The 23470-nt window shown below is 58.4% G+C and carries 15 protein-coding genes; 14 read left to right on the plus strand and 1 reads right to left on the minus strand.

All coding sequences use genetic code 11. The features are described 5' to 3' along the window. Positions 1-249 precede the first annotated feature (249 nt). The 14 genes from bcsQ to ACQKPC_RS12005 all read left to right on the plus strand — a co-directional run bounded on the left by bcsQ (position 250) and on the right by ACQKPC_RS12005 (position 21643). On the plus strand, positions 250-1380 hold the full coding sequence (gene bcsQ, locus ACQKPC_RS11940; protein ID WP_427624738.1) for a cellulose biosynthesis protein BcsQ: 1131 nt from the start codon (positions 250-252) through the stop codon (positions 1378-1380). Further along, entirely contained in the window at positions 1377-3608 is a 2232-nt protein-coding gene (gene bcsA, locus ACQKPC_RS11945) for a UDP-forming cellulose synthase catalytic subunit (protein ID WP_218395120.1), read from the plus strand. The genes bcsQ and bcsA overlap by 4 nt, the downstream gene beginning before the upstream one ends. Next, positions 3605-5908 (plus strand): cellulose biosynthesis cyclic di-GMP-binding regulatory protein BcsB, encoded by a 2304-nt coding sequence (gene bcsB, locus ACQKPC_RS11950; RefSeq protein ID WP_427624739.1) that lies wholly within the window; start codon positions 3605-3607, stop codon positions 5906-5908. The genes bcsA and bcsB overlap by 4 nt, the downstream gene beginning before the upstream one ends. Positions 5909-5915: 7 nt before the next feature. Then, entirely contained in the window at positions 5916-7157 is a 1242-nt protein-coding gene (gene bcsZ, locus ACQKPC_RS11955; RefSeq protein ID WP_256348554.1) for a cellulose synthase complex periplasmic endoglucanase BcsZ, read from the plus strand. Then, the gene (locus ACQKPC_RS11960; RefSeq protein WP_427624740.1) at positions 7133-10993 is read left to right on the plus strand and encodes a cellulose synthase subunit BcsC-related outer membrane protein; all 3861 of its coding nucleotides are present in this window, start codon (positions 7133-7135) and stop codon (positions 10991-10993) included. The genes bcsZ and ACQKPC_RS11960 overlap by 25 nt, the downstream gene beginning before the upstream one ends. 17 nt (positions 10994-11010) lie before the next feature. Continuing rightward, on the plus strand, positions 11011-11679 hold the full coding sequence (locus tag ACQKPC_RS11965; RefSeq protein WP_218395123.1) for an SGNH/GDSL hydrolase family protein: 669 nt from the start codon (positions 11011-11013) through the stop codon (positions 11677-11679). After that, on the plus strand, positions 11676-12350 hold the full coding sequence (locus ACQKPC_RS11970; RefSeq protein WP_007902225.1) for an alginate O-acetyltransferase AlgF: 675 nt from the start codon (positions 11676-11678) through the stop codon (positions 12348-12350). The genes ACQKPC_RS11965 and ACQKPC_RS11970 overlap by 4 nt, the downstream gene beginning before the upstream one ends. An 18-nt stretch (positions 12351-12368) precedes the next feature. After that, on the plus strand, positions 12369-13778 hold the full coding sequence (locus tag ACQKPC_RS11975; RefSeq protein WP_427624741.1) for an MBOAT family O-acyltransferase: 1410 nt from the start codon (positions 12369-12371) through the stop codon (positions 13776-13778). After that, entirely contained in the window at positions 13778-14938 is a 1161-nt protein-coding gene (locus tag ACQKPC_RS11980) for an alginate O-acetyltransferase AlgX-related protein (protein WP_427624742.1), read from the plus strand. Before ACQKPC_RS11975 ends, ACQKPC_RS11980 begins: the two co-directional genes overlap by 1 nt. A 138-nt stretch (positions 14939-15076) precedes the next feature. Further along, the gene (locus tag ACQKPC_RS11985; protein ID WP_427624743.1) at positions 15077-16093 is read left to right on the plus strand and encodes an AraC family transcriptional regulator; all 1017 of its coding nucleotides are present in this window, start codon (positions 15077-15079) and stop codon (positions 16091-16093) included. Positions 16094-16457: 364 nt separating this feature from the next. Then, a complete protein-coding gene (locus ACQKPC_RS11990) occupies positions 16458-17804 on the plus strand; it encodes an MFS transporter (RefSeq protein ID WP_218395128.1) in 1347 nt (448 codons plus the stop codon). 63 nt (positions 17805-17867) lie between these two features. After that, a complete protein-coding gene (locus tag ACQKPC_RS11995) occupies positions 17868-18608 on the plus strand; it encodes a nitroreductase (protein ID WP_192343184.1) in 741 nt (246 codons plus the stop codon). After that, positions 18605-20257, plus strand: coding sequence for an AMP-binding protein (locus ACQKPC_RS12000; RefSeq protein ID WP_427624745.1), 1653 nt, complete (start codon positions 18605-18607; stop codon positions 20255-20257). The genes ACQKPC_RS11995 and ACQKPC_RS12000 overlap by 4 nt, the downstream gene beginning before the upstream one ends. A gap of 123 nt (positions 20258-20380) precedes the next feature. After that, a complete protein-coding gene (locus ACQKPC_RS12005) occupies positions 20381-21643 on the plus strand; it encodes an OprD family porin (protein ID WP_427624777.1) in 1263 nt (420 codons plus the stop codon). Positions 21644-21850: 207 nt separating this feature from the next. On the opposite strand, the gene ACQKPC_RS12010 is transcribed toward ACQKPC_RS12005, so the two are convergent. Beyond that, the gene (locus ACQKPC_RS12010; RefSeq protein WP_427624746.1) at positions 21851-22837 is read right to left on the minus strand and encodes a lipase family protein; all 987 of its coding nucleotides are present in this window, start codon (positions 22835-22837) and stop codon (positions 21851-21853) included. Positions 22838-23470 lie beyond the last annotated feature (633 nt).

Below are 23470 nucleotides of genomic sequence, written 5' to 3' on the forward strand. Positions count from 1 at the left end.
CACATTACACCCCAGCGAACCGTCATCATTAGACGCCTTCTAATACTCCACACTTTCCACGAATAACATAACATCTTAATAACACTCAAATTAACATTAACAGGCCTCGCTGACTTTTTATAACAATCATTGACACCCAGACGCAGGCACCCTAGATTAGTGGCACTCTGCCAACGCCCAGACGACGCATCAACTTTGCAAGTTAATGGAATGCTGAGTTTCTGAGTTATTTCATTCTTGGTACTACGCATGAAATATGTAGACGATATTACGAAACTCTTTACACGTTTTGGCGCCAATGCGCAGAGTTACCAGGAAATACAACCGAACTATAAAGATTTCAAAGACGACCCGGTTACACCTGTACTGGCTGAGCCAGAACCGTCGGTAGCCTTGCCTCCCCCAACATCAACGCCAACGCCCTCTGTGTTTTTACTGGACGAGCCACAGCCTTCTTTATTGATTGGCGCGCCCAACCCCCCTCCCCTGACCGAGCCACCTGCGAGTTCTGGTACGGGTGACCGTCAGCGATTGAGCGACCTGTTGCGTGAACTCAACCAGGTTCGTCGAGACGGTCTGCCAGAAACGACTCGCAAGCGGACCAAGGCGAAGGTCATTGCTATCGTTTCGGCGAACGGTGGGGTGGGTAAAAGCACCGTCGCCGCCGGCCTGGCAAAAACACTTCGGCGCCCTGGCGGGCGCACCATCGCGATTGATCTGGACCCTCAGAACGCGCTGTCCAGCCACTTGGGTATCACCAGGCAGGTTCCCGGGCTGATCCAGCTCAAAGAGCAAGGCGCAAACTGGGGCGCTCATCGCCTGCCGGGCTTTCGCGACAGTGAGTGCCTGCCCTTCGGCACTGGCGAGATGAACGATCGCCGCTTGCTCAGGCAATTGATGCTTGAAGATTCTGACTGGTTGAATCAGCACCTTGCGTCAATGAATCTCAGCGAAAACGATACCGTGATCCTGGACACGCCTTCGGGTGCGACCGTCTATTCGCAACAGGCACTCGACGCTGCCGACCTGGTGCTGGTGATGACGGTCGCCGACGCGGCTTCCTACCTGGCACTGGACACCATGACCCAGTGGCTGGAAACCACCCGACGACGCGCGCAGCGGCACCGGTATGTGCTCAACCAACGGGATGACTCGCGCTCGTTCAGCAGGGACATGGGCGTGCTGTTTGTGCGGCGGCTCGGCGCAGACCTGATCGGGACGATTCGTCTCGATCACCAGTTCAACGAGTCGCTGGCTTATGGTCGGGACCTCTTCCAGTACGCACCTGAGAGCATTGGCTGTCAGGACATTCTGTCGCTGTCAGGCGCGGTCCGTGCCCTGCTTTTCGCGGATGCTACCAACCAGCAGGGCACGCCATGACCGCACAGCTGAATCAGCTACCCGCAAAGACGTGGTGGTTGCAGGGGCTACTGGATACTTTCCAGGATCGCGTCAGTCGATGGCCCGTGCGTTGGCGCCAAGGCCTGAAGATCTCAGCCGGGCTGATCGCGGCATTGTTGGTGCTGGGCATCCTCACTGCGCCACTGAATCTGTATTCCCAGGCTGCGTTTGCCGCCGTCTGTTTTGCCGCCAGCCTGGTCATCCGCAAGCAAGCCGGGCGTCTGGCGATCCTGACCCTGATCACCCTCTCGCTGATCGCTTCGTTGCGTTACATGTACTGGCGCCTGTCCGACACCCTGAACTTCGACAACTGGCAGGATGCCGTATTTGGCTACGGGCTGGTGCTGGCCGAACTGTATGCCTTGCTCGTCCTGGTCTTCGGTTATGTACAGACCGCCTGGCCGTTGCACCGCAAACCGCAGTTTCTGCAACAGCCGCCCGCAGAATGGCCGACGGTAGACGTTTTCATTCCTACCTATAACGAATCATTGGGTATCGTCAAACTGGTGGTGCTCGCAGCTCAAGCCATTGACTGGCCCGAGGGCAAACTGCGGGTGCACATGCTCGATGACGGACGCCGGGAGGAATTCAAGGTTTTCTGTGAGCAGATTGGTGTCAACTACATCACCCGCGACAACAATCAACATGCCAAGGCCGGCAACCTCAATGAGGCACTCAAAGTCACCGATGGCGAGTTCATTGCCATATTCGACGCCGACCACGTGCCCACCCGCTCCTTCCTGCAGATCACCATGGGCTGGTTTTTAAAGGACCCGAACCTGGCGTTGCTGCAAACGCCGCACTTTTTCTATTCACCCGATCCGTTCGAAAAAAACCTCGATACCTTTCGCTCGGTACCCAATGAAGGTGAGCTGTTCTACGGCCTGGTGCAGGACGGCAACGACCTGTGGAACGCGGCCTTCTTCTGTGGCTCCTGCGCGGTCATCCGGCGGACTCATTTGCTGGAAGTTGGCGGCATCGCCACCGAAACCGTGACCGAGGATGCGCACACGGCACTCAAGCTCAATCGCCGTGGTTTCAATACCGCTTACCTTGCCGTTCCACAGGCGGCGGGACTGGCCACCGAAAGCCTTTCCCGACACATCAGCCAACGCATACGCTGGGCGCGGGGCATGGCGCAGATTTTTCGGACCGACAATCCGTTGTTTGGCAAAGGACTGAACCTGGGGCAGCGCATCTGCTACCTCAACGCCATGATGCACTTTTTCTACAGCCTGCCCCGCCTGGTGTTCTTGACCGCCCCCTTGGCCTACCTGCTTTTCGACGCGCAGATTTTCCATGCCTCGGCATTGATGGTCACGGTCTATGTACTGCCGCATATTTTCCATTCCAGCCTGACAAACTCCAGCATCCAGGGGCGCTTCCGCCATTCCTTCTGGAACGAAGTGTATGAGTCGGTATTGGCCTGGTACATCATGCGACCAGTGCTGTTGGCCCTGATCAGCCCTTCGCTGGGCAAATTCAACGTGACCGACAAGGGCGGCACCCTCGAAAAGGACTATTTCAACTGGAAGCTCGCGCGGCCTTACATCGTCCTGCTGACCTTGAACATGATCGGTCTGGCGATCGGCGTGGTGAAACTGATCGGAAGTGATTCGGCCGAGGCCACTACCCTGCTGATCAACCTGGCCTGGACCGTGTACAACATCGTCATCGTCAGCACCGCCGTGGCGGTAGCCACTGAATCCTCTCAGGTACGCAACGAACCCAGAGTGCCCGCGGATCTGCCCGTGCGCATCTATCGCGAAGACGGCACCTGGTTCGATTGCGTAACCCGGGACTTCTCACAAAACGGCGTGGGTCTGGTACTGCCACCGCAGGTTCTGCTCAGCGTCAATGAGAAGCTGCGGCTCTGCATTCTGCGCACACCGCCCTCAAGCCTCTTTCCCGCAAAAACAGTCTTCAGCAACGACAACGTGGCGGGCGTGCAATTCGAGGCTTTGACTCTGCGCCAGCAAAGCGAGCTGGTGCGACTGACCTTTTCACGGGCCGATACCTGGGCCAACACGTGGGGTAATGGCCGCCTCGACGCGCCAATGTCGGCGTTGCGCGAGGTCAGCAGCATTGGCTTGCGCGCCATCCTGCGCTTGTTCGTAGCAACCTTAAAGGACAGCCAGGCGCTGCTGCGCAAACGCCCGGACACTCCATCACCTATCGACTCCACCGCGGACACGCAACGATCTTGAAGCCTTCCACTCGCCGGACCTTTCTTCCTCGTCGCTCACTCATGCTGATCACCTGCTCGCTAGTGGGCTGGAGCGGCTGGGCATTGAGTGCTGCCGCCCAAATCAACGCCACAGAGCCGGCGATGATGCCGGTTACAGCGTTGCCCGGGACCGATGCCCCGGGCAACAGCTATACCCGCACCCTCAAGGAGCTGGGCAAAAGCTATTCGATGACCCTTAAAGGCGTGGAGGCCACCGACAGTGTGAACTTCGATGTGCGCGCCGATGAAGTCGTCACGGCGGCGCAGGTCACGCTGCAGTACAGCTACTCACCGGCGCTGCTGGCTGACCTTTCGCAGATCAATGTGCTGGTCAACGATCAAGTGGCCGCCAGCCTGCCCCTGCCGAAGGAAGAGGCCGGTAAATTGCAGACCCGGACCGTGCAGATTCCGCCGCAGACCATCACCGAATTCAACCGGCTCAGCCTGCAGTTCATCGGTCACTACACGATGCAATGTGAAGACCCTTTGCACTCCAGCCTATGGGCCCGGATCGGCAACGAGAGCCAGCTGAGCCTCCAGGTGTCCTCGATTAAACAGCCCAACGACCTGTCCGCCCTGCCGCTACCCTTGTTCGATCGTCGAGACGCCTCGCCCCTGAAGCTGCCCTTCGTGTTCGCCACGCGCCCCGGCGGCCCTGAGCTTGAGGCCGCCGGTATCCTGTCGTCCTGGTTCGGCGCCCTGGCCAGCTACCGCGGCGCAACCTTCCCCACCAGCCTCACCAGCCTGCCGGCCAAAGGCAACGCCGTGGTGTTTGTCAGCGGCAGCGAATCAACGACCATGAGTGGCTTACCGATCAAAGAGGCCACGGGGCCGACATTGACACTCGTGAGCAACCCGAATGATGCTCAGGGCAAACTGTTGATCGTCTCCGGGCGCGATGGCGCCGATCTCAAGGTCGCCGCGACAGCGCTGGCCCTCGGTGGCTCGGCCTTTTCCGGGCAGAGCGTAGTGATCGACCGGATCGACTCGCTCAAGCCACGCCGACCGTACGACGCGCCTAACTGGCTGCCCTCCGATCGCCCGGTTCGCCTGGGTGAACTGGCCAAGCCCGCAGAGCTCAATGTGTCGGGTTATAACCCGGGACAAATGACGGTTGCGCTGCGCTTGCCACCCGACCTGTTCAACTGGCGTGAGCCCGGTGCGCAACTTGACCTGAAATACCGCTATACGCCGCAACCGGTCTCCACCAATTCCTCGTTGCTGGTCAACTTCAACGACACCTTCATCAAGTCGATCGATCTGCCCTCGATCGAGAAACTCGGCAACAGCGACAGCCTGCTGGCGATGCTCAAAACCGATGACAGTCTGGCCCGTACGTCGCGCATGCTGTTGCCACTCAATTCCGTAGCGCTGCAATCACGCCTGCAATTTCGCTTCATGTATGACTACATCAAACAGGGCGAATGCCGCGACATCATCATCGACAACATGCGCGGTGTGATCGACCCGGACTCGACCCTGGACCTCAGCCAATACGAACATTTCATGGCTATGCCCAACCTTGGGGTGTTCAAGGACAGTGGCTTCCCATTCACTCGCATGGCCGACCTCTCTGAAACATCGGTGATCCTGCCCAACGAGCCAGGCCCGGCCGATCTGAGCGCCTATCTGACCCTGCTGGGCCGCTTCGGCGACTCCACCGGTTATCCGGCCACCGGCGTGAAGGTGGTCCACGCCGACCAGGTGGCCGAGCAAAGCGACCGGGATTTGCTGGTGCTCGCCTCGGGCAACAATCAGCCACTGCTTGAGCAATGGCAAAGCCTGCTGCCGGCCAAGGGCGAAGACGCTGCGCAGTACTTTGAACTGTCTGACCTGCCCTTGCGTGTGCGCAACTGGATCAGCCCGGATACGAAAACCAATCTGCGTGAAGCGCGCAGCAGCTTCAGGTTTACCGCTGACGACGGCAGTGCTTATCTGACTGGATTCGAATCGCCGCTCAAGAGTGGCCGCAGTGTGGTGTTTATCGCCAGCGCAAGGCCCAACGGCTTGGCTGACGTAACCAACGCCCTGCTCAGCAGCGAAGAAAACGCCCGCGAGTTGCAAGGCAGTCTGGTGGTGGTCAGGGGCAAGCATGTCGAGTCGCTGGTCGCCGAGCAGGATTACTACGTCGGGAGCCTGGGCCCATTGCGCTATCTGCAGTGGTACCTCTCGCAAAACGTAATGGCGCTCATGCTGTTCACCCTCCTGGGGATCCTGCTGCTTGCTTCGATGGCCTACCTGGCCCTGCGCTTACGGGCCAAACGTCGTCTTGGTCAATGAGCCGCGCATGCCTGTGTCGTCCATGAGCAGCCGAGGTGTTTCACTTCGCCAGTGCCTGCGCGGTAACACGCGCAGGTGGGGCGCCGTGCTTGCGCTTGCCCTGCTGGCGCCTGCGATAGCGGCCGGGAAATCCTGTGAGTCGCCAGCCTGGCCACTGTGGCAAACCTATGCAGCGCGCTTCGTCCAGGCCGACGGCCGGGTTCTGGAATCGAGCCAGGAGAACAATCACAGCACCTCTGAAGGGCAGTCCTACGGCATGCTCTTCGCACTGATCGGCAACGATCAGCCACGCTTTGACAAACTCTGGCGCTGGACCTCAGCCAACCTCGCAGGCTCCGACACCGCCACACGCCTGCCGGGCTGGTTATGGGGGCAAGGCACGGACGGTCAGTGGCGCCTGCAAGACGCCAATTCGGCCGCCGACGCCGACCTGTGGATCGCCTACGCCCTACTCGAAGCCGCACGCCTGTGGCATCGGCCGGACTATCACCAGGACGCCCTGCACCTGATGGCGACAATTGAAGCGCAATTGGTCGTCAAGCTCCCCGGGCTGGGCCCGATGGTGTTGCCTGGACCACAGGGTTTCGTCCAACCGGACGCTCTCTGGCGCTTGAACCCCAGCTACCTGCCACTGCCACTGTTACGACGGCTGGCCAAGGAAGCCCCCTCGGGGCCCTGGCAAGCGATTGCCAACAACACCGCGACGATGATTGCCCAATCAAGCCGCCACGGTTTCGTCGCTGATTGGGTCGGTTATCAAGGCACTTCAGCGCAATCGGGTGCCTTCACAAGCGACCCGATCCACGGCGACACGGGCAGCTACGATGCCATTCGCGTGTACCTCTGGCTGGGCATGAGTGATACCTCTGGACCGCTGGCAGCGCGCCTGCTCAAACGGCTGGACGGCATGGCCCGCAGCACTGTCGCAACGGGTTCTCCCCCGGAAACAGTCCAGGTTCTCCACGGCACTGTTCAGGGTCAGAGCCCGTTCGGATTCTGGGCTGCACTGATTCCCTACCTTGAGGCCAAGGGCCAACCCGGGTTGGCCGATCAGCAACGACGCCGCGTGGAGCTCGCCTTGCACGAAGCACTGGCCAGGCCTGATGGCGAAGCCGGTCCGCCGCGTTACTACAACTTCATGCTCAGCCTGTTCGCCCTCGGATGGGCAGATAAACATTACCGATTCCGGGAAGACGGAACGCTGAAACTCTCCTGGGAGACCGCATGCACGCGCACCACCGCACGCTAGCCATCGCCGTCATGAGCGCATGGACGGCTGCTGCACACGCTCAAAGCCCGACACCACAGGCATTACTCGTCGAGCAAGGGCAGTACTGGCAGTTGCACAAAAACCCTCAACGCGCTGCGGAAGTCTGGCTCAAAGTCCTGCTGTTGGACCCGGCCCAGGTTGACGCACTGTATGGCCTGGGCTTGATTGGCGTGCAACAGGGCAAGCCACAACAGGCGCAGCAATACCTCGCCCGCTTGCAGGCCATCCAGCCCCCGCCTCGGCAGGCACTGCAATTGGCGCAGGACATCAGCGTGGCCCAACCGCAGAACCAGCAGCGTCTGGAAGAGGCTCGGCGCCTCGCCGATGCCGGTGAGCGTGACAAGGCGAGCGCCGTGTTTCGCTCGCTGTTCGATGGCCGTCCACCTCAAGGTACGATCGGCCGTGAGTATTACAACAACCTTGCTTTCAATCAGGCTGACTGGGCTGAGGCACGCAGCGGATTTCAGCGCCTGCAACGCGAGATGCCCAACGACTCGATCGTCGCGCTGTTTTACGCCAAGCATCTGGTGCGCCGTGAAGACAGCCGTGCCGAGGGCGTCCGCGCCCTGGCCGCGCTGACCCAGCGTGCCGACATTGCCGGTGATGCAGACGAAAGCTGGCGCCTGGCGCTGACCTGGATCGGTCCGCCCAATCCGGCACAAGTGCCGTTGTTCGAGGCGTACCTCAAGACGCATCCGGATGACGTGGAAATCCGGGCGCAGATGAACAAGGGCAAGCAACAGGTGGCAACGACGGCCAGCAAGGAATGGCAACCGCCTGCCGAAGTCGCGCGCGGCCTGAAGGCGCTCAAAGAAGGCGATCAGGCCTCCGCCGAACAGGCTTTTCAAGCACGCTTGAAAACCCGGCCCGATGATGCTGACGCGCTGGGTGGCCTTGGGGTTATTCGCCAGCAGCAACACCGACTGGCCGAAGCGGAACAGCTCTTGAGTCAGGCCACGCGACAAAACGACGGCAGCCGCTGGCAAGTTGCGCTGAACGAAGTGCGCTACTGGTCAGCATTGCAGCAGGCCCGCGACGCCCAGGCCAAAGGCCAGACAGCCCAGGCACAGCTCTTGGTCAACCAGGCACTGCGGCTCAATCCAAACGGGGTAGATGCTCGCCTCGCCCTGGCGGATATTCAGGCCAGCGCGGGCCAGTTCGATGACGCTCAGCGCAACTATCGGCAGATTTTGAACCAGCGCCGCGACGACCCTCAAGCACAGGAAGGGCTGGTCAATGTGCTGCTCAAGAGCGGCAAGAACGATGAAGCCCTGCAACTGATCAACAGCCTGCCCGCCACCGGACAGGCAAAGATCGGCCAGTCCGCACGCCTGCAAGCCTTGCGCGCGACGCAACTGGCCGCCCTCGCCGAACAACGCAACGACCTGCCCGCTGCGCGCAATGCCTTGCAAGACGCGCTGCGCGTTGAGCCGGACAACATCTGGACACGTTTCGCCCTGGCCCGCCTGAACCTGGCGATGGGCGAACCGCAAAAGGCTCGGGACCTGATCAACGCCATGCTCCAGGCCCGCCCCGACAATGCCGATGCGCTTTACGTCAGCGCCTTGCTGTCGGTCCAGATGGGTGAGTGGAAAGCCGCCCAGACAACGTTGGGACGCTTGCGCCCCGACCAGCGCACCCCGGACATGGACGCGCTGGCCGCTGATGTCAGCCTCAACCTGCAACTGCGCCAGGCGATCGAGTTGGGCAAGCGCGGCCAGCGCCAGGAAGCCCTAACCTTGCTCGATCGTATTCAGCCGACGGCCAACAACAGTCCCGATCGCATGGCGAGCCTGGCCTCGGCGTATGTCGACATCGGCGAGCCAACCCGTGCGCTGGCCCTCATGCGCGGCCAGTTGCAAAACACCACGGCGCCCTCGGCGGACTTCATCCTGCAATACGCGGCGGTCCTGCTTAAAACCGGAGAAGACGCACAGGTCAACGAGATTCTGCGCGACCTTCAGAACAGGCCCTTGAACGCGCCGGCTCGCAAGCGTTTCGACGACCTGCTCTACCTCTATCGCATCCGCCAGGCTGACCAACTGCGTGAACGAGGCAATCTGGCCAGCGCTTATGACACGCTAGCGCCCGCACTGGCGCAACGTCCCGGTGATAGCGCTGCCGTCGCGGCCCTGGCGCGGATGTACTCGGCCAACGGTGACACGGCAAAAGCCCTCGAACTCTACAAACCGCTATTACAACGCCAGCCAAACGACCCACAACTGCTGTTGGGTGCCGCCGACGCGGCGGTGTTGGCACAGGACACGGCCTTTGCCGAACAGGCACTGCAACAGCTGCTCAAGACTGAATCCGGCAACCCTCAAACGCTGACAGAGGCCGCCCGCCGCTACCAGAACATGGGCCAGACCGGCACGGCGACCGATCTGCTGCGCAAAGCGGTGGCCATTGAACAGAGCGAGAAACGCAGGAACCAGGGAGGCCAACTGGCCGGCTCTACGGTGGCGCCCAACCCTTTTGCCGGGATTTCGGGTCCACGTAGCGAGGTCAGTCGCGACACCTTGCTGGCAGCGATCCCGCCACCGGTCCAGGAGATGCCGGGCAGCGTGAGGTCTTACACCCCTTTTGGCATCGACGCCCCGCCAAGGCCGCAGCAGGCGAGCAATCGATTCGAGTCGCAGCTGCCGCGCGCAGCACTGGTGAGCGAGGACATCAGCCCCGCGCAACTGGCGCTGAATAAAATCCTTCAGGAGCGCAGTGCCTACGTCACCCAGGGCGTGAGCATTCGCAGCAACAACAGTGAGTCGGGGTTGAGCAAACTGACCGATATTGAAACACCGTTGGAAATCAATATTCCGCTGGATGAAAGCCGCGTCGCCCTGCGCGTGACGCCCGTCTCGCTGAACGCTGGCAGTGTCAGCGGCGATGCACTGTCGCGCTTTGGTAGCGGTGCGCAGAGCGACGGCGTCGGCTCGCAAAAAGCCGAGGGTGTCGGCCTTTCCGTCGCTATTCAACGGCCCGCGGATGGGTTCAAAGCTGATCTGGGCACCACCCCGCTCGGCTTCAAATACACCACCGCCACTGGCGGCATCAGCATTGATCGCCCCGTGAGCGACTCCTCTAATGTCCGTTACGGCGTGAGCGTTTCCCGGCGTCCGGTAACTGACAGCGTCACCTCGTTTGCCGGCACCACGGACAAACGCAGCGGGCAGTCCTGGGGCGGCGTGACCGCCAACGGCGGGCGTGGCCAGTTGAGCTTTGACGACAACGAAGTCGGCGCCTATGGCTACGCCTCCTGGCACCAGCTGTTGGGTAACCATGTTGAGTCCAACAACCGCAGTGAACTGGGCAGCGGTGTCTACTGGTACCTGAAAAATGCAACGGACAGCAAGCTGACCGTCGGCCTGAGCATGACCGGCATCAGCTACGCCAACAATCAGGACTATTTCACCTATGGCCACGGCGGCTATTTCAGCCCGCAGACGTTCTTCGCCCTGGGCATTCCGGTGACCTGGGCACAACGCACCGGGCGCTTGACGTATCAAGTCAAAGGCTCGGTCGGCGTGCAGCATTTCGAGCAGGACAGCGCCGACTATTTCCCCAACGACAAAGCCCTGCAAGCGGCCTCGGGCCTGCGCTACGAAGGGCAAAACAAAACCGGGATCGGCTACAGCGTCGCCGCGGCGGCTGAATACAAGGTCGCTTCGAACTTCCTGCTGGGCGCCAATCTGGGCCTGGACAACGCCCACGACTACCAACAACTCAGCGGTGCCCTGTCTTTGCGCTACCAGTTCGAAGACATCAGCGGCCCCATGAGCCTGCCGGTCAGCCCGTATACCTCGCCTTATTCCAACTGATCATTCTGGAGCTTTCGATGCCCACTTCTGCCCTTGCCGGCCTGTCCCTCCTTGTTCTTGGGGAGAGCCATATGAGCCTCGCGGACCATTTGCTGGAGCCGCTGCACGACAACCTGACTCGCCAAGGCGCACTGGTTCATTCCATCGGTGCCTGCGGTGCCAGCGCCGGTGACTGGCTGATCAGCAAAAAGGTCGACTGCGGCGCCGAGCGCAAAGGCAACGACAAGATCGTGATCAAAGGGCGCGAGGCAACCACCACACCGATCCAGGACCTGATCGCCGCCGACAAACCCGACCTGGTGGTACTGGTCATCGGCGACACCATGGCGTCCTATGACAAGCCAGTGTTTCCGAAGGCCTGGGCATGGCAAAGCGTCACCGGACTGGCCAAGGCCATCGCGGCCACCGGGACCCGTTGCGCCTGGGTGGGACCGGCCTGGGGCAAAGCCGGTGGCATGTACCAGAAGAATGATGCCCGCACCCAGTTGATGTCGCAGTTTTTGGCCGCGAACGTGGCGCCTTGCACCTACATCGATTCGCTGACGCTCTCCAAACCCGGGCAGTGGGTCACCACCGATGGGCAGCACTTCACCGTCGCCGGTTATCAAGCATGGGGCACTGCGATTGGCGGTGCGTTGGCCAAACTGCCCGCCAACACCGTCAGCAGCACAGGAGCCGGCAAATGAGCCGATACGCATGTGGCTGGGCGCTGTTCGCGCCCTTGATGCTGAGCCTGCACGCCCAGGCCGCCGACATTGCCCTGTACCCGACAGGCCCGGATCAGGACTCGGCCTTCCTGCGCTTTATCAACGCTGCTGACCAACCGTTGCAGCTGCTGGCCGAAGGCTCACAGGCCAGCCTAAGACTCGAGGGTTCGAATGCCGTGTCCGACTACCTGCCCGTCCCCGCCAACCAGCCGATCAAGGGCACCCTGGAACGCAACGGCAAAAGCCAGCCGCTGGACATCCAGGTGGCAGCAGGCGAATTCGCCAGCGTGATCGCTTTGCCAGACAACGCTCAAGGTATCCGCCAGGTCGTCATCCGTGAGCAACCCGACGACTTCAATAGCCTGAGAGCCTCGCTGGCGTTTATCAGCGCCGACCCAGCGTGCGCCCAGGCTGGTTTGCGCGCTGCGGGGAAGAACGCCGACCTGTTCAAGGAGGTGGCCGACGGCAGCGTGCAACGCCGAGCGATCAACCCGGTCAGCCTGTCGGTTCAATTGGTCTGCGCTCAAACCAACGTCGGTGCCCCGCTTGACTTGGGCCAGCTCAAGGCCGGCGAGCGCTACAGCGTTGTGCTGCTACCTGGCGCAAAGGGTCCGCACCTGTTGCTCGCGACTGACGTCCTGGCCCACTGATCGGATCGCGCCACCACCATGGTTTTTGCCTCTCTCGAGTTTCTGACGTTGTTCCTGCCGCTGTTCTTGTGCACTTATGCAGTGTGCCCAGCCGCCTGGCGCAACGTCACGCTACTGATCGGCAGCTGGCTGTTTTATGGCTGGTTGAGCCCCCGGTTCCTCGCAGTGCATGTGGTGCTGACGATCACGGCGTGGGCCGGCGGTTTGCTGATTGACGCCTCGCGGGAAAAAGGCACGGGCCGCGTGCGGCTACTCGTGATGCTGATCGTGCTCAACACGGCGGTGCTGTGCTGGTACAAGTACGCCAACATCGTCGCCGGCACGTTGATCGATGCCGTCACCTGGTATGGCGCCATGCCGCTGGACTGGCAGCGGGTCATCATGCCGGCCGGGCTATCGTTTATCGTATTGCAGGCGATTTCCTATCTGGTGGATGTACACCGCCGCACCGTGCCGGTCGAACGCAGCTTCATCAATTACGCCACCTATATCTCGATGTTCGGCCACTCGGTCGCCGGCCCCATCATTCGCTATGACTGGGTTCGGCGTGAGCTGAATCAGCGTCACTTCAACCTGCAGAATTTCTCGCTGGGCGCACGCCGGTTCATGGTCGGGATGAGCATGAAGGTGCTGGTGGCCGACACCCTGTCGCCGGTGGTCGATGTGGCGTTCAGTTTGCCAAACCCCAGCTTCTCCGACGCCTGGGTTGGCTGCCTTGCCTACTCCCTGCAACTGTTCTTCGACTTCGCCGGCTACAGTGCCATGGCGATTGGGCTAGGACTGATGCTGGGATTTCACTTTCCCGAGAACTTCGACCGTCCGTATCTGGCCAACAGCATCCAGGACTTCTGGCGTCGTTGGCACCTGTCGTTGTCCAGTTGGTTACGTGACTATTTGTATATTTCGCTGGGTGGCAATCGCAACGGCACCTGGAAAACCTATCGCAACCTGTTCCTGATCATGGCCATCGCCGGCCTCTGGCACGGTGGCGATAGCTGGAATTATCTGCTGTGGGGCAGCGCCCATGGCATTGCGTTGTGTGTGAATCGTGCCTGGAACAGCTCTACCCTGCCCCCGGTACCGCCGGTGCTTTCCCATGGGCTGACACTGCTGTTCGTTTGCCTGGCCTGGACACTGTTCCGCGCCCCCGACTTTCACAGCGCGCTACGTCTGTATGCCGGACAGTTCGGCCTGCAGGGCATCGCCCTCGGTGATGAACTGTCCACGACCCTGCGCCCGGTACACGGCCTTGCTGGCTTGCTGGGTGTGTTCGGAATCGTCGCACCGCTGCTGCGCCCTTACTGTGAGAAACAACTGGGCGGCATTGCGTTTTACACCGCCGCCCTTTGGCCCATCGCCGGTTTAATGCTGTCGTTCGCACTGATCGCCAGTCGCGAAACCGTACCCTTCCTGTACTTCCAATTCTGATGACGAACCTAAAGCACACCCCGCCCCCCACTCCGCCAGATGATCTGGCGACACGCAGCAGTCGGTTGGCAGGCGTGGCGCTGCTGATATTCCTGTTCGTCGGACTGCTGTCCTCTGGCCGTCTGATTGTCTCAGGGCAAATCTCGCTACCCGATAAAGTGCTGCCCCCGCAGATTCTTGACGGCGATATCACTCATCGGATCGCCAAGGAACTGTCGAACGCTCAACTCCCCACGACCTTCGCCGAGCTGGAGCGCGGTGCCAGTTGGCTGCTCCTCGGTGACACCGGGCCGAGGGTTCGCTCGGGTTGTCCTGACTGGTTGTTTTTGGCCGATGAGCTCAAGGTCAATGATCAAGCGCAGCGCAATGCCGATGCCAAAGTCCAGGCGGTGATTGATCTGAAGCAGCAGCTCTCCCAACGTGACATCAGCCTGCTGGTGGTCATCGTTCCAGACAAGAGCCGCATCGCTTCCGGGCAGCGTTGCGCACTGCACCGTCCAGCCGTTCTCGAAGGGCGCATCCAGACCTGGGCCTCGAAATTAGATGGGGCTGGTGTATCGAATCTGGACCTCACCGGTGCGCTGACACCACTGGGGGCCAGTGCCTGGTTGCGCACCGATACGCACTGGAGCGAATCCGGTGCGAAGGCGGCGGCCGATGCCATCACCCAACGCCTGAAGACCCTGGGCATCAGCGCAACGCCACGCAGGTCGTTCAACGAAAGTCATGCCCCGCTCGCGGTACGAACTGGCGATCTGGTCCATCTGGCGGGCATCGACTGGCTGCCGCTCAACTGGCAACCCGCACCCGAAATGGTCGCCCAAACCAACACCCACGAACGTCCCGCTGCGTCAGCCGACAGCCCTGATACTGAGGCAGACCTTTTTGGCGATGCCGACCTCCCCAACACCGCGCTCATCGGCACCTCATTCTCGCGCAACTCCAACTTCGCAGGATTTCTGCAGCAGGCACTGGGCGCCCCCGTGGGTAACTTCGCCAAAGACGGCGGAGCGTTCTCTGGCGCTGCAAACAGCTACCTCAACAACCCGGCCTTCAAAGAAACGCCGCCCAAGCAAATCATTTGGGAGATCCCGGAGCGGGACCTGCAGACGGCTTACATCGACCCCATTGCCTCTGATTTTAAAGTCACCAGCGAGTAGTTGACGCCTTCTGATGCGTGACGAGCAATGGTCAAAGCCATCAGCTTGCATGAGCGTTTGGGCCAAAAAATCGTCTCGCTGGCGAGATAACTGCGCAAGCAATACAGTGAGTAACGGTCACACATCCACGGAGAACTTATGGCGAACATCCTGGACAAAGGAACAACGTCAATCTCACTGGTGCATGAAGCTCTTCATAGCGCTAAGCAACGAGGCATGGATCTGGCCCTTGCGCTAGCAAATGCGGACATAGACCCTCAATTGCTTGATGCCCCAAGAGCTAGAGTTTCAGCTGTTTCTTTTGCTCGTCTGTGGGTGGAACTGGCAGACCTGCTGGATGACGAGTTTTTCGGCATTGATAGTCATCCAATGCGCCGAGGCAGCTTCAAGCTGATGTGTCACGCGCTACTCGATTGCTCAACCTTGGGACAGGCTTTACCTCGGATGCTCTCGTTCTTGCGGTTGGTACTCGATGACATTCATGGCGAGCTATACGTCAAGGAAGACCAAGCGTTTATCGTCCTGCAGGATCAGGGGATATTGCGACGACTGTTTGCTTACGGCACCTGGTTTATCTTGGTACATGGCCTGTCATGCTGGCTTGTAAACCAACGGATTCCATTGCAGACGCTCAGTTTCAGTGCTCCAAAGCCCGACGACGAAAGCGACTACCGAATGCGTTTTTGTGAGGATATTCAATACGATGCGTCAACGACCGCTGTGAGCTTTGACAAAAAATTCCTGGACATGAAAATTGCGCAGTCGACCACAACCCTTAGCGCGTTTCTAAAAGAATCCCCTGCCAGTCTTTTGGTGAAGTATCGCAACGACGACAGTATCAGCGCACAGATAAGACGACACTTGCGAGGGTTGAGCCCAGACCAATGGCCCGAACGGGATGACCTGGCACTTGTGCTGCGCATGTCCAACTCGACACTTCAGCGCCGGCTGCAGTCAGAGGGCACCCATTATCAGAATCTCAAGGACGATCTGCGTCGCGACATGGCCATTGATCTGCTTTCGCGTGGAGATATGACGGTTACGGAAGTCGCGGCAGAAACCGGCTTTCAGGAAACCAGCGCCTTTCATCGAGCGTTCAAGAAATGGACAGGCGTCAATCCAGGTGCCTATCGACGCCATCATTTAGATGAGTGAAGTCCACCAAGTGGCAAACTCGCTCTACTCCCACGCGTATTAGCCGCTAGCCAGGAGCTCGTCCCTGGCATTCGCTATCACCACCCTGTCCTCACACCGCAGCGGGTTCACTCGGCGCTCTTGCGACATGCCCAAACAGCTCACATAAGTTGGTGCGGCCAGGCATGGGCGGCGCCAAATCGCCTACCTAGAATGACCGCAAATGGCTTCCCTACGAACGCCAGTCGCTAGAGGTCAACAATTCCAGATCGAGGTTGCGGTGGTCAGTGAGTACCCCAATGGCTAACCGCTTGGGGGAAAGCAACCCTGATGTACCTAAGCAAGTGCACTTCACCAACAAAAATAAAATTGAAGGAGACACGATATGCAATCAGTGAACGTCTACACGCTCGCGGGCGAATCAAAATTCAACGGATTTCATCGACTGATTCTTTTCTGGTGCGTGCTGATTCTGATCATCGATGGTTATGACCTCGCCGTAGTCGGCGCTGCACTTCCCGCCATCATGCAGGACATGGGAATTGACGCTACAAGCGCTGGTGTCATGGCCGGGTCGGCCCTGCTCGGGACAATGCTGGGCGCTATCTTTCTGGGCACCTTAGCCGATCGTATCGGCCGTCCTAAAATGATCGCCATCTGCGTAGCGTTGTTCAGCCTGTTCACAGCGGCTGCGGGGCTTACCAGCGACCCGATCAGCTTCAGCATCGCCCGTTTCATCGCCGGGCTGGGGATCGGTGGCGTCCTTCCGATCGTCACCGCACAGATGGGCGAGTTCTCGCCAGCGAAACTTCGTACCCGGCTGGTGACCTTAGTGTTTGCGGGTTACTCCGTGGGCGGCATTCTGGTCGCGCTCACGGGCAAACAACTGATCGAAAGTCATGGTTGGCAGTCCGTCTTTTACGTCGCAGGCCTACCCGTCCTGTTAATCCCGCTGATTCTGAAGACCCTGCCAGAGTCCATGGCGTACTTGCTCAAACAAGGCCGCCAAACGGAACTGCGCGCCATCGTCAAAAGAATCAATCCCGCTTATCCGCTGAGTAGTGACGCTGTACTCGCGGGCAATCCTGCCGAGACAAAAGCTTCGCTCGACAGTCCGATCAAAGGGCTATTCAGCGAGGGTCGCGGGTTCAGCACGGTCATGATCTGGGCTGCATTCATGACGGGTCTGTTCATGGTCTACGCGCTCAATTCCTGGTTGACCAAATTGATGGCAATGTCAGGTCATAGTCTTGGCTCGGCTCTGAACTTCGTCATCGTGTTCAACGTGGGAGCGATTATCGGTGCGATTGGAGGCGGATGGCTCAGCGATAAATTCAACATCAAGTATGTGCTGATTACATTCTACCTCGTGGGAGCAGTGGCGCTCACCGTGATGGGTTTTACACGTTCAACCGAACTGTTGTTCGTGGTCGTATTCATTGTTGGCGCCTCAACACTCGGAACTCAACTGATTGCCTACGCCTACGCAGGGGATTTCTATCCCACTCCAATCCGTTCGACAGGCGTGGGCTTCGCGTCTGGAGTTGGCCGAATTGGCGCAATTATCGCGCCGGTACTAATCGGCAGGCTCGTTTCATTGGCCTTGCCACTTGAACAAAACTTCATGGTGATCGCCCTCGCAGGCCTCATAGGCGCCTTGGCGGTCACGTTCGTAAACCAGGCACATGCGGACTCCACCCAGGTCAGCAAAGCGCCAGCCTTATCACGCTGACAGACTGCTAGCCGTCTTCATGTTCCTGACCATCTGGCTTGAACACGTTAAAGGATATGTACCTTGAATCGCTTGTCACTACCGCCACTGTCAGCGCAAGAGCTTAAGCGCACGGTCGACTGGGCAATCGCCTCACGCCGCAGCGTCAGAGCCTTTCTCCCGACAGCTGTGCCCCATGAAGAAATTGAAGCGATTCTAGACATCGCTCGCTTCAGTGCCTCGGGTGTGAACATGCAGCCATGGCGCGTTCACGTCGTAACCGGTGACGCCAAAGATCGGCTGTCGATGGCAATCGCCGCTATCGACAACGATCCGCAGCTCAGTAGCGACCTGCAAGATCCTTACGAATACTACCCACGCGAGTGGGTCACGCCCTATGTTGATCGCAGGCGTAAGGTGGGTTGGGATCTCTATGGGCTGCTGGGGATTGCCAAAGGTGAAAAACAACGCATGCACCAACAGCACGGGCGCAACTACCGATTCTTCGATGCCCCGGTTGGCCTGCTGTTTACGTTGGACAAAGTGCTTGAGCAAGGCAGCCTCCTGGATTACGGCATGTTCCTGCAAAGCGTGATGCTGGCTGCACGTGGCCGAGGCTTGCACACGTGTCCGCAGGCCGCATTTCTCAAATACCACAATGTCATTTCAGACGTTCTGAACATCCCGGCCGAGCAGATGCTGGTATGTGGCATGAGCCTTGGTTACGCCGATCCCGTGGCTATTGAAAACACGCTGGTAACGGCGCGGGAGCCAGTCAGTGCTTTCGCAGTTTTTCACCATAATAATAAGGAGACCTGCCCATGATGAGTGGCGCATACGCAAGTGGACTCGATCAAAGCCTGGCAAACCATGTCCCGCTCACCCCACTTGGATTCCTGGACCGAGCCGCACTGGTACATCCTGAGCGGGTGGCCATTATCCACGGAGAATTGCAACGCACCTGGGCACAAACACGCGAGCGTTGTTACCGACTTGCATCATCGCTGGTAGGCCGAGGCATCCAGCTTGGCGATACCGTGTCCATCCTCTCACCCAACACGCCAGCGATGGTCGAAGCGCATTTCGGGATTCCGTTATCGGGTGCCACCCTCAATACAATTAACCATCGCCTGGATGCCGATGGCATTGCATTTATTTTGCGTCACAGTGAATGCAAATTGCTGCTGGTCGATTGCGAATACATGGCCGTTGCGTCTGCGGCACTGGAGCAGCTCGAACTCCGTCCGGCACTCATCATGATTCGCGATCATCTAGCCACGGTATGTGTCGATGCAGATGCCCCAGACTATGAAGCACTACTCGCCGAAGGTGACCCGCAGTTCAAGGGGGTATGGCCCACCACTGAGTGGCTGCCTATTGCCCTCAACTACACCTCGGGCACTACGGGAGACCCAAAAGGTGTGGTGGTCAGTCACCGAGGCACTTACCTGATGAGCCTGCTGCAAATGACCAATTGGTCGCTTCCACAGGCACCTCGGTACCTATGGACGCTGCCAATGTTTCACGCTAACGGATGGTGCTTCACCTGGGCAATTGCGGCGGCGGCAGGGACACATATTTGCTTGCGTAAGGTATCTGCAGAAAACGTCTTCGATGCCATTTCCAGGCACAAGGCTGACCATTTTTGTGCAGCCCCAACCGTGATGGCCATGATCGCCAATGCGCCGAAACCACCAGCACTTTCGCACTCGGTTCGCGTACTGACAGCTGGCTCTCCACCACCTGCGACAGTGCTGGACGCAGTGGTGTCGATGGGTTTCCAGGTTGATCACGTGTACGGCATCACTGAAGTGGCAGGTACGCCTATCAGCTGCGTTTGGCAGGACGGCTGGGATGAACTCAGCGCACCAGAAAAAGCCAGAATGCGTGTTCGACAAGGTTCGCGTGCTGCGGCGTTCGAAGGTTTGATGGTTGCCGACTCGGAAACACTAGAGCCCGTACCGCATGATGGGCAGACCACAGGTGAACTGCTGCTGCGTGGCAATACCGTGATGATGGGCTACCTGAAAAACGAGGCAGCGACGCAGAAGGCATTCGAAGGCGGTTGGTTCCATACCGGCGATGTAGCGGTGGTTCATCCCAACGGCTACATGCAGATCACCGACCGCTGCAAGGACGTCATCATCTCCGGTGGCGAAAACATATCCTCCGTAGAAATTGAGGACATCCTCCATGGTCATACGTCGGTACTTCATGCAGCCGTGGTCGCACAGCCGGATGACAAATGGGGCGAAGTGCCCTGCGCGTTCATCGAGCTGAAAAGTGAATCTCAACAACCTACCGAGGCTGAGCTCATCGCGTATTGCCAGTCACGTTTGGCCCGCTACAAGTGCCCAAGCCGAGTGATATTCATGGAGCTTCCTAAAACGGCCACTGGAAAAATCCAGAAGTTCATTCTTCGCCAACAAGCGGGTAGTCGGGAAGCCATCGTACGACTGGCTTCAAGCGGCTGACACTCCCTCGGCCACACTTCACTTTATAAAAGACTATCAACATGCGGAGCGCGGGCGCGTAGCTCCCTTAGGGAGTTGCGCGCGTTGCAATCACCAAAAACAACAACAAATGGTGCATTAGAGATGGCAAAAAAACGTATGACGTCGGTCTCGACAATCCTGTTCACTTGCGCGGCTCCAAACGCCTTCGCGGACTTTATCAAGGACACACAGACAAGCCTTGAATTGCGTAACTTCTACTACAACCGTGACTTTCGCAACGATGGGGCCAAACAATCCAAACGCGATGAATGGGCTCAAGGCTTTATCTTGAATGTGCAGTCCGGCTTCACTGAGGGCACGCTTGGGTTTGGCGTCGACGCGCTCGGTCTGCTGGGGGTCAAATTGGACTCCAGCCCGGACCGAACCGGCTCGGGCCTATTGGCCTATGATTCACAGCGCAATGTAGATAACGAGTACAGCAAATTCATTCCAACCGCCAAGGCTCGCCTTGGTCGCAGCGAGATACGCATTGGTGGTCTCAACCCGGTACTCCCACTGCTGTCCAGCAATAACAGCCGCCTGCTCCCACAAGTGTTTCGCGGTGGAATGCTGGTGTCCAAAGACCTGGAGCCTGTAACCTTCAGCGCGTTACGAATTAACGCAGTGAAACAGCGAAACTCAACGGACTTTGAGTCACTGACGGCTTTTGGGTACAAACCGGTAAAGGCCGATCACTACACCTATCTCGCACTCGATTACAAACCCTTGCCACAACTCTCACTCAGCTATCACGTGGCTGAACTGGAAGATCTCTACCGCTCGAATTTTTTCGGTCTGAAGTTTGAAAGAGCACTTGGCTCCGGAGCAGTAATCTCCGACGTCCGATATTTTTCTGCCAGCGAAACAGGGGATGAAGGTATAGGTGATGTGAACAACCGCACCCTCAGCACGATGCTTTCTTATCGCCAGAGCGGCCACACCTTCGGCGCAGGTTTTCAGAAAGCCTGGGGGGATACATCGTTCGCCATGATCAATGGCGCCGACACGTATCTGTTCGCTGAGTCATTGGTCAGCACATTCACAGCTCCCCAAGAACGCGTCTGGATCGCACGCTACGATTTCGACTTCGCAGCGGCAGGGCTACCTGGACTTACCCTGGGTTTGAAATACGCAAAAGGTGGAGATGTAGATCCCACCCTTTTGGGCTCAGCCCAAGCAGCGTCTCTACGATCGGAGGGAAAAGATGGCAAGGAATGGGAACGCGTTACCGATATTACTTACACAATACAAAGCGGCCCGTTCAAGAATGTGTCGGCACAATGGCGAAACTCGACAAATCGTTCCACCTACGCCGATAGCGCCAATGAAAATCGACTGATATTTCGGTACACGTTCAAATTTTGAATGATGAAATCGGTCGATGACCGTGGCGCCAGCATTTAACTGGTCAATCCGAAAACCAAGTGAGCGCAGGATGAATTCACCATCCACATCGCGTCTGCTTAAGCACCGTTGCGAGTAATAGGTTTACGGATAAACGGGTTGCAGTTAAGGCTTCTCAAAGAAATGCCCTAACTACAACCCGAACGTCTGGACGACGAGACTATCTCACTAGCTGCCGAACGGCGGCATCGGTATATCGCCGGGCTGCAGGCCCAACAGTGTCATGTACTCATAGACGTGCTGATAGCCGGATTGAGACTCGTAGCTTGTGCAGTCGGATTGAAGTTTCCCACAGAGCCGCAGCTCCATGTTCGCGCTGCCCATTCCCCATTGCGTATAGTTCAGGTTGTTATTCACAACCTTGTCTATGCAGGAACAAACCATGTTCCTCGTGTTTTCTTTGGGATCGTGCTCATAAAGGGTCAGGGAGTCATCGAGAGAAGTTGCACACCACGCCATCGGAACAACATCCAGCGTGTTGTAGATGCGTAGCGCATTGCCGGCCATTTGCTTATTGAAATAGCTGGCGAAAAAACCATCTCCCGCCGTGGGCGCAGCAAAGGTTTCACAGAAGAAGTTAAAGCCCGGAAATCTGTCTTTCAGATAAAGCGCGAGCACTGACATGAGCGCACCGCCGAGGCTATGACCAACCAAACGGATGTTCGCTCCACTTTGCTGCTTCCCAAGAAAATCGCACAGTGTGCCCTGAGAACTGATAGTAGAGGCTGTGGTCAGTATCGCGTTCACACCATCCGACGTTCCCTGGGCAATACTCGCCGATCCCTGGCAGCCCGGGATTACGCTCTGCAACGGCACCATTGGAAAAATATCGAGATCGTCCACCTGATCCTTCAAAGAATCCGTGAGTGTCCCACTCGTCACCACGACGATGTCGTTCCCGCTTTTCCCGCCGGTCAGCACCACGGTGATGTGCGCCGCATACTCGCCATCCATTACCAGCGCGGGGCCCCAGGTTATGTCATAGCCGCCGCCTACCTTGGAGGCATTCAGACGCGAACGGATATTGTCCGTAACCTGACTCGGCGTAGGATTCTTCATGTTTTTCCAGGACTGAGAATGCAACGCCGCATTGTTGACCACGAAAGCGTGTGTAAGACTGATTTGCCTTTGCTGAAGTGAGTCTAGCGAAGTCATGACTGCTCCTTGTCTCGAAGATAAATAATTCAACGGGACCAACGAAAACTCACGGCTGCCGTCGATCCTTCTGGGCCAGCAAGACCGAGTGTAGTCGCAGTTTTGGAAGCATCAACTTGATGTGCAGCCATTTGAGCAGCAGGTCGAACGGTCCTTGATTCCGTCAATCCCGAAGCTGCTGGTAGACCGCTGACCAGGACCCGAAGCGTTTGGGCCCGAGCTTCGTGCAAGCCTCGACGAGCAATATGAATGCAGAGGAAAGCCACGAGTTTTATACAGTCCAACTCGGCTTGCCTGCTCCGCTAGCCTAGTCGCCGATGCATTTTTCGCCGCAGCCTTGCAGCTCCAATTGGTGGATGCCCCGCGACGCACAAACATGGACGCCATGACACGGTGCCCACTCGCACCATGAAGAATCTAGCGCTACATTAATTAGCGACGCTGTGTAGCCTGCGCATAAACTCCCGGGCCACACTGCAACCCAATCCTGTTTGCGTGGGGGTTGAGTGGCCTTAACATGTTCGGTCATTGAAACAGTCAGGGCGCACTCAACAACAGATTACGACTCGACCTCGCAAAATCCGAGGCGAGACCTCTGATTTCTTCAGGCTAAAACCTTTGTAACATTACACT

It is taken from the genome of Pseudomonas sp. NPDC089918 (assembly GCF_050280605.1).
Lineage (GTDB): Bacteria > Pseudomonadota > Gammaproteobacteria > Pseudomonadales > Pseudomonadaceae > Aquipseudomonas.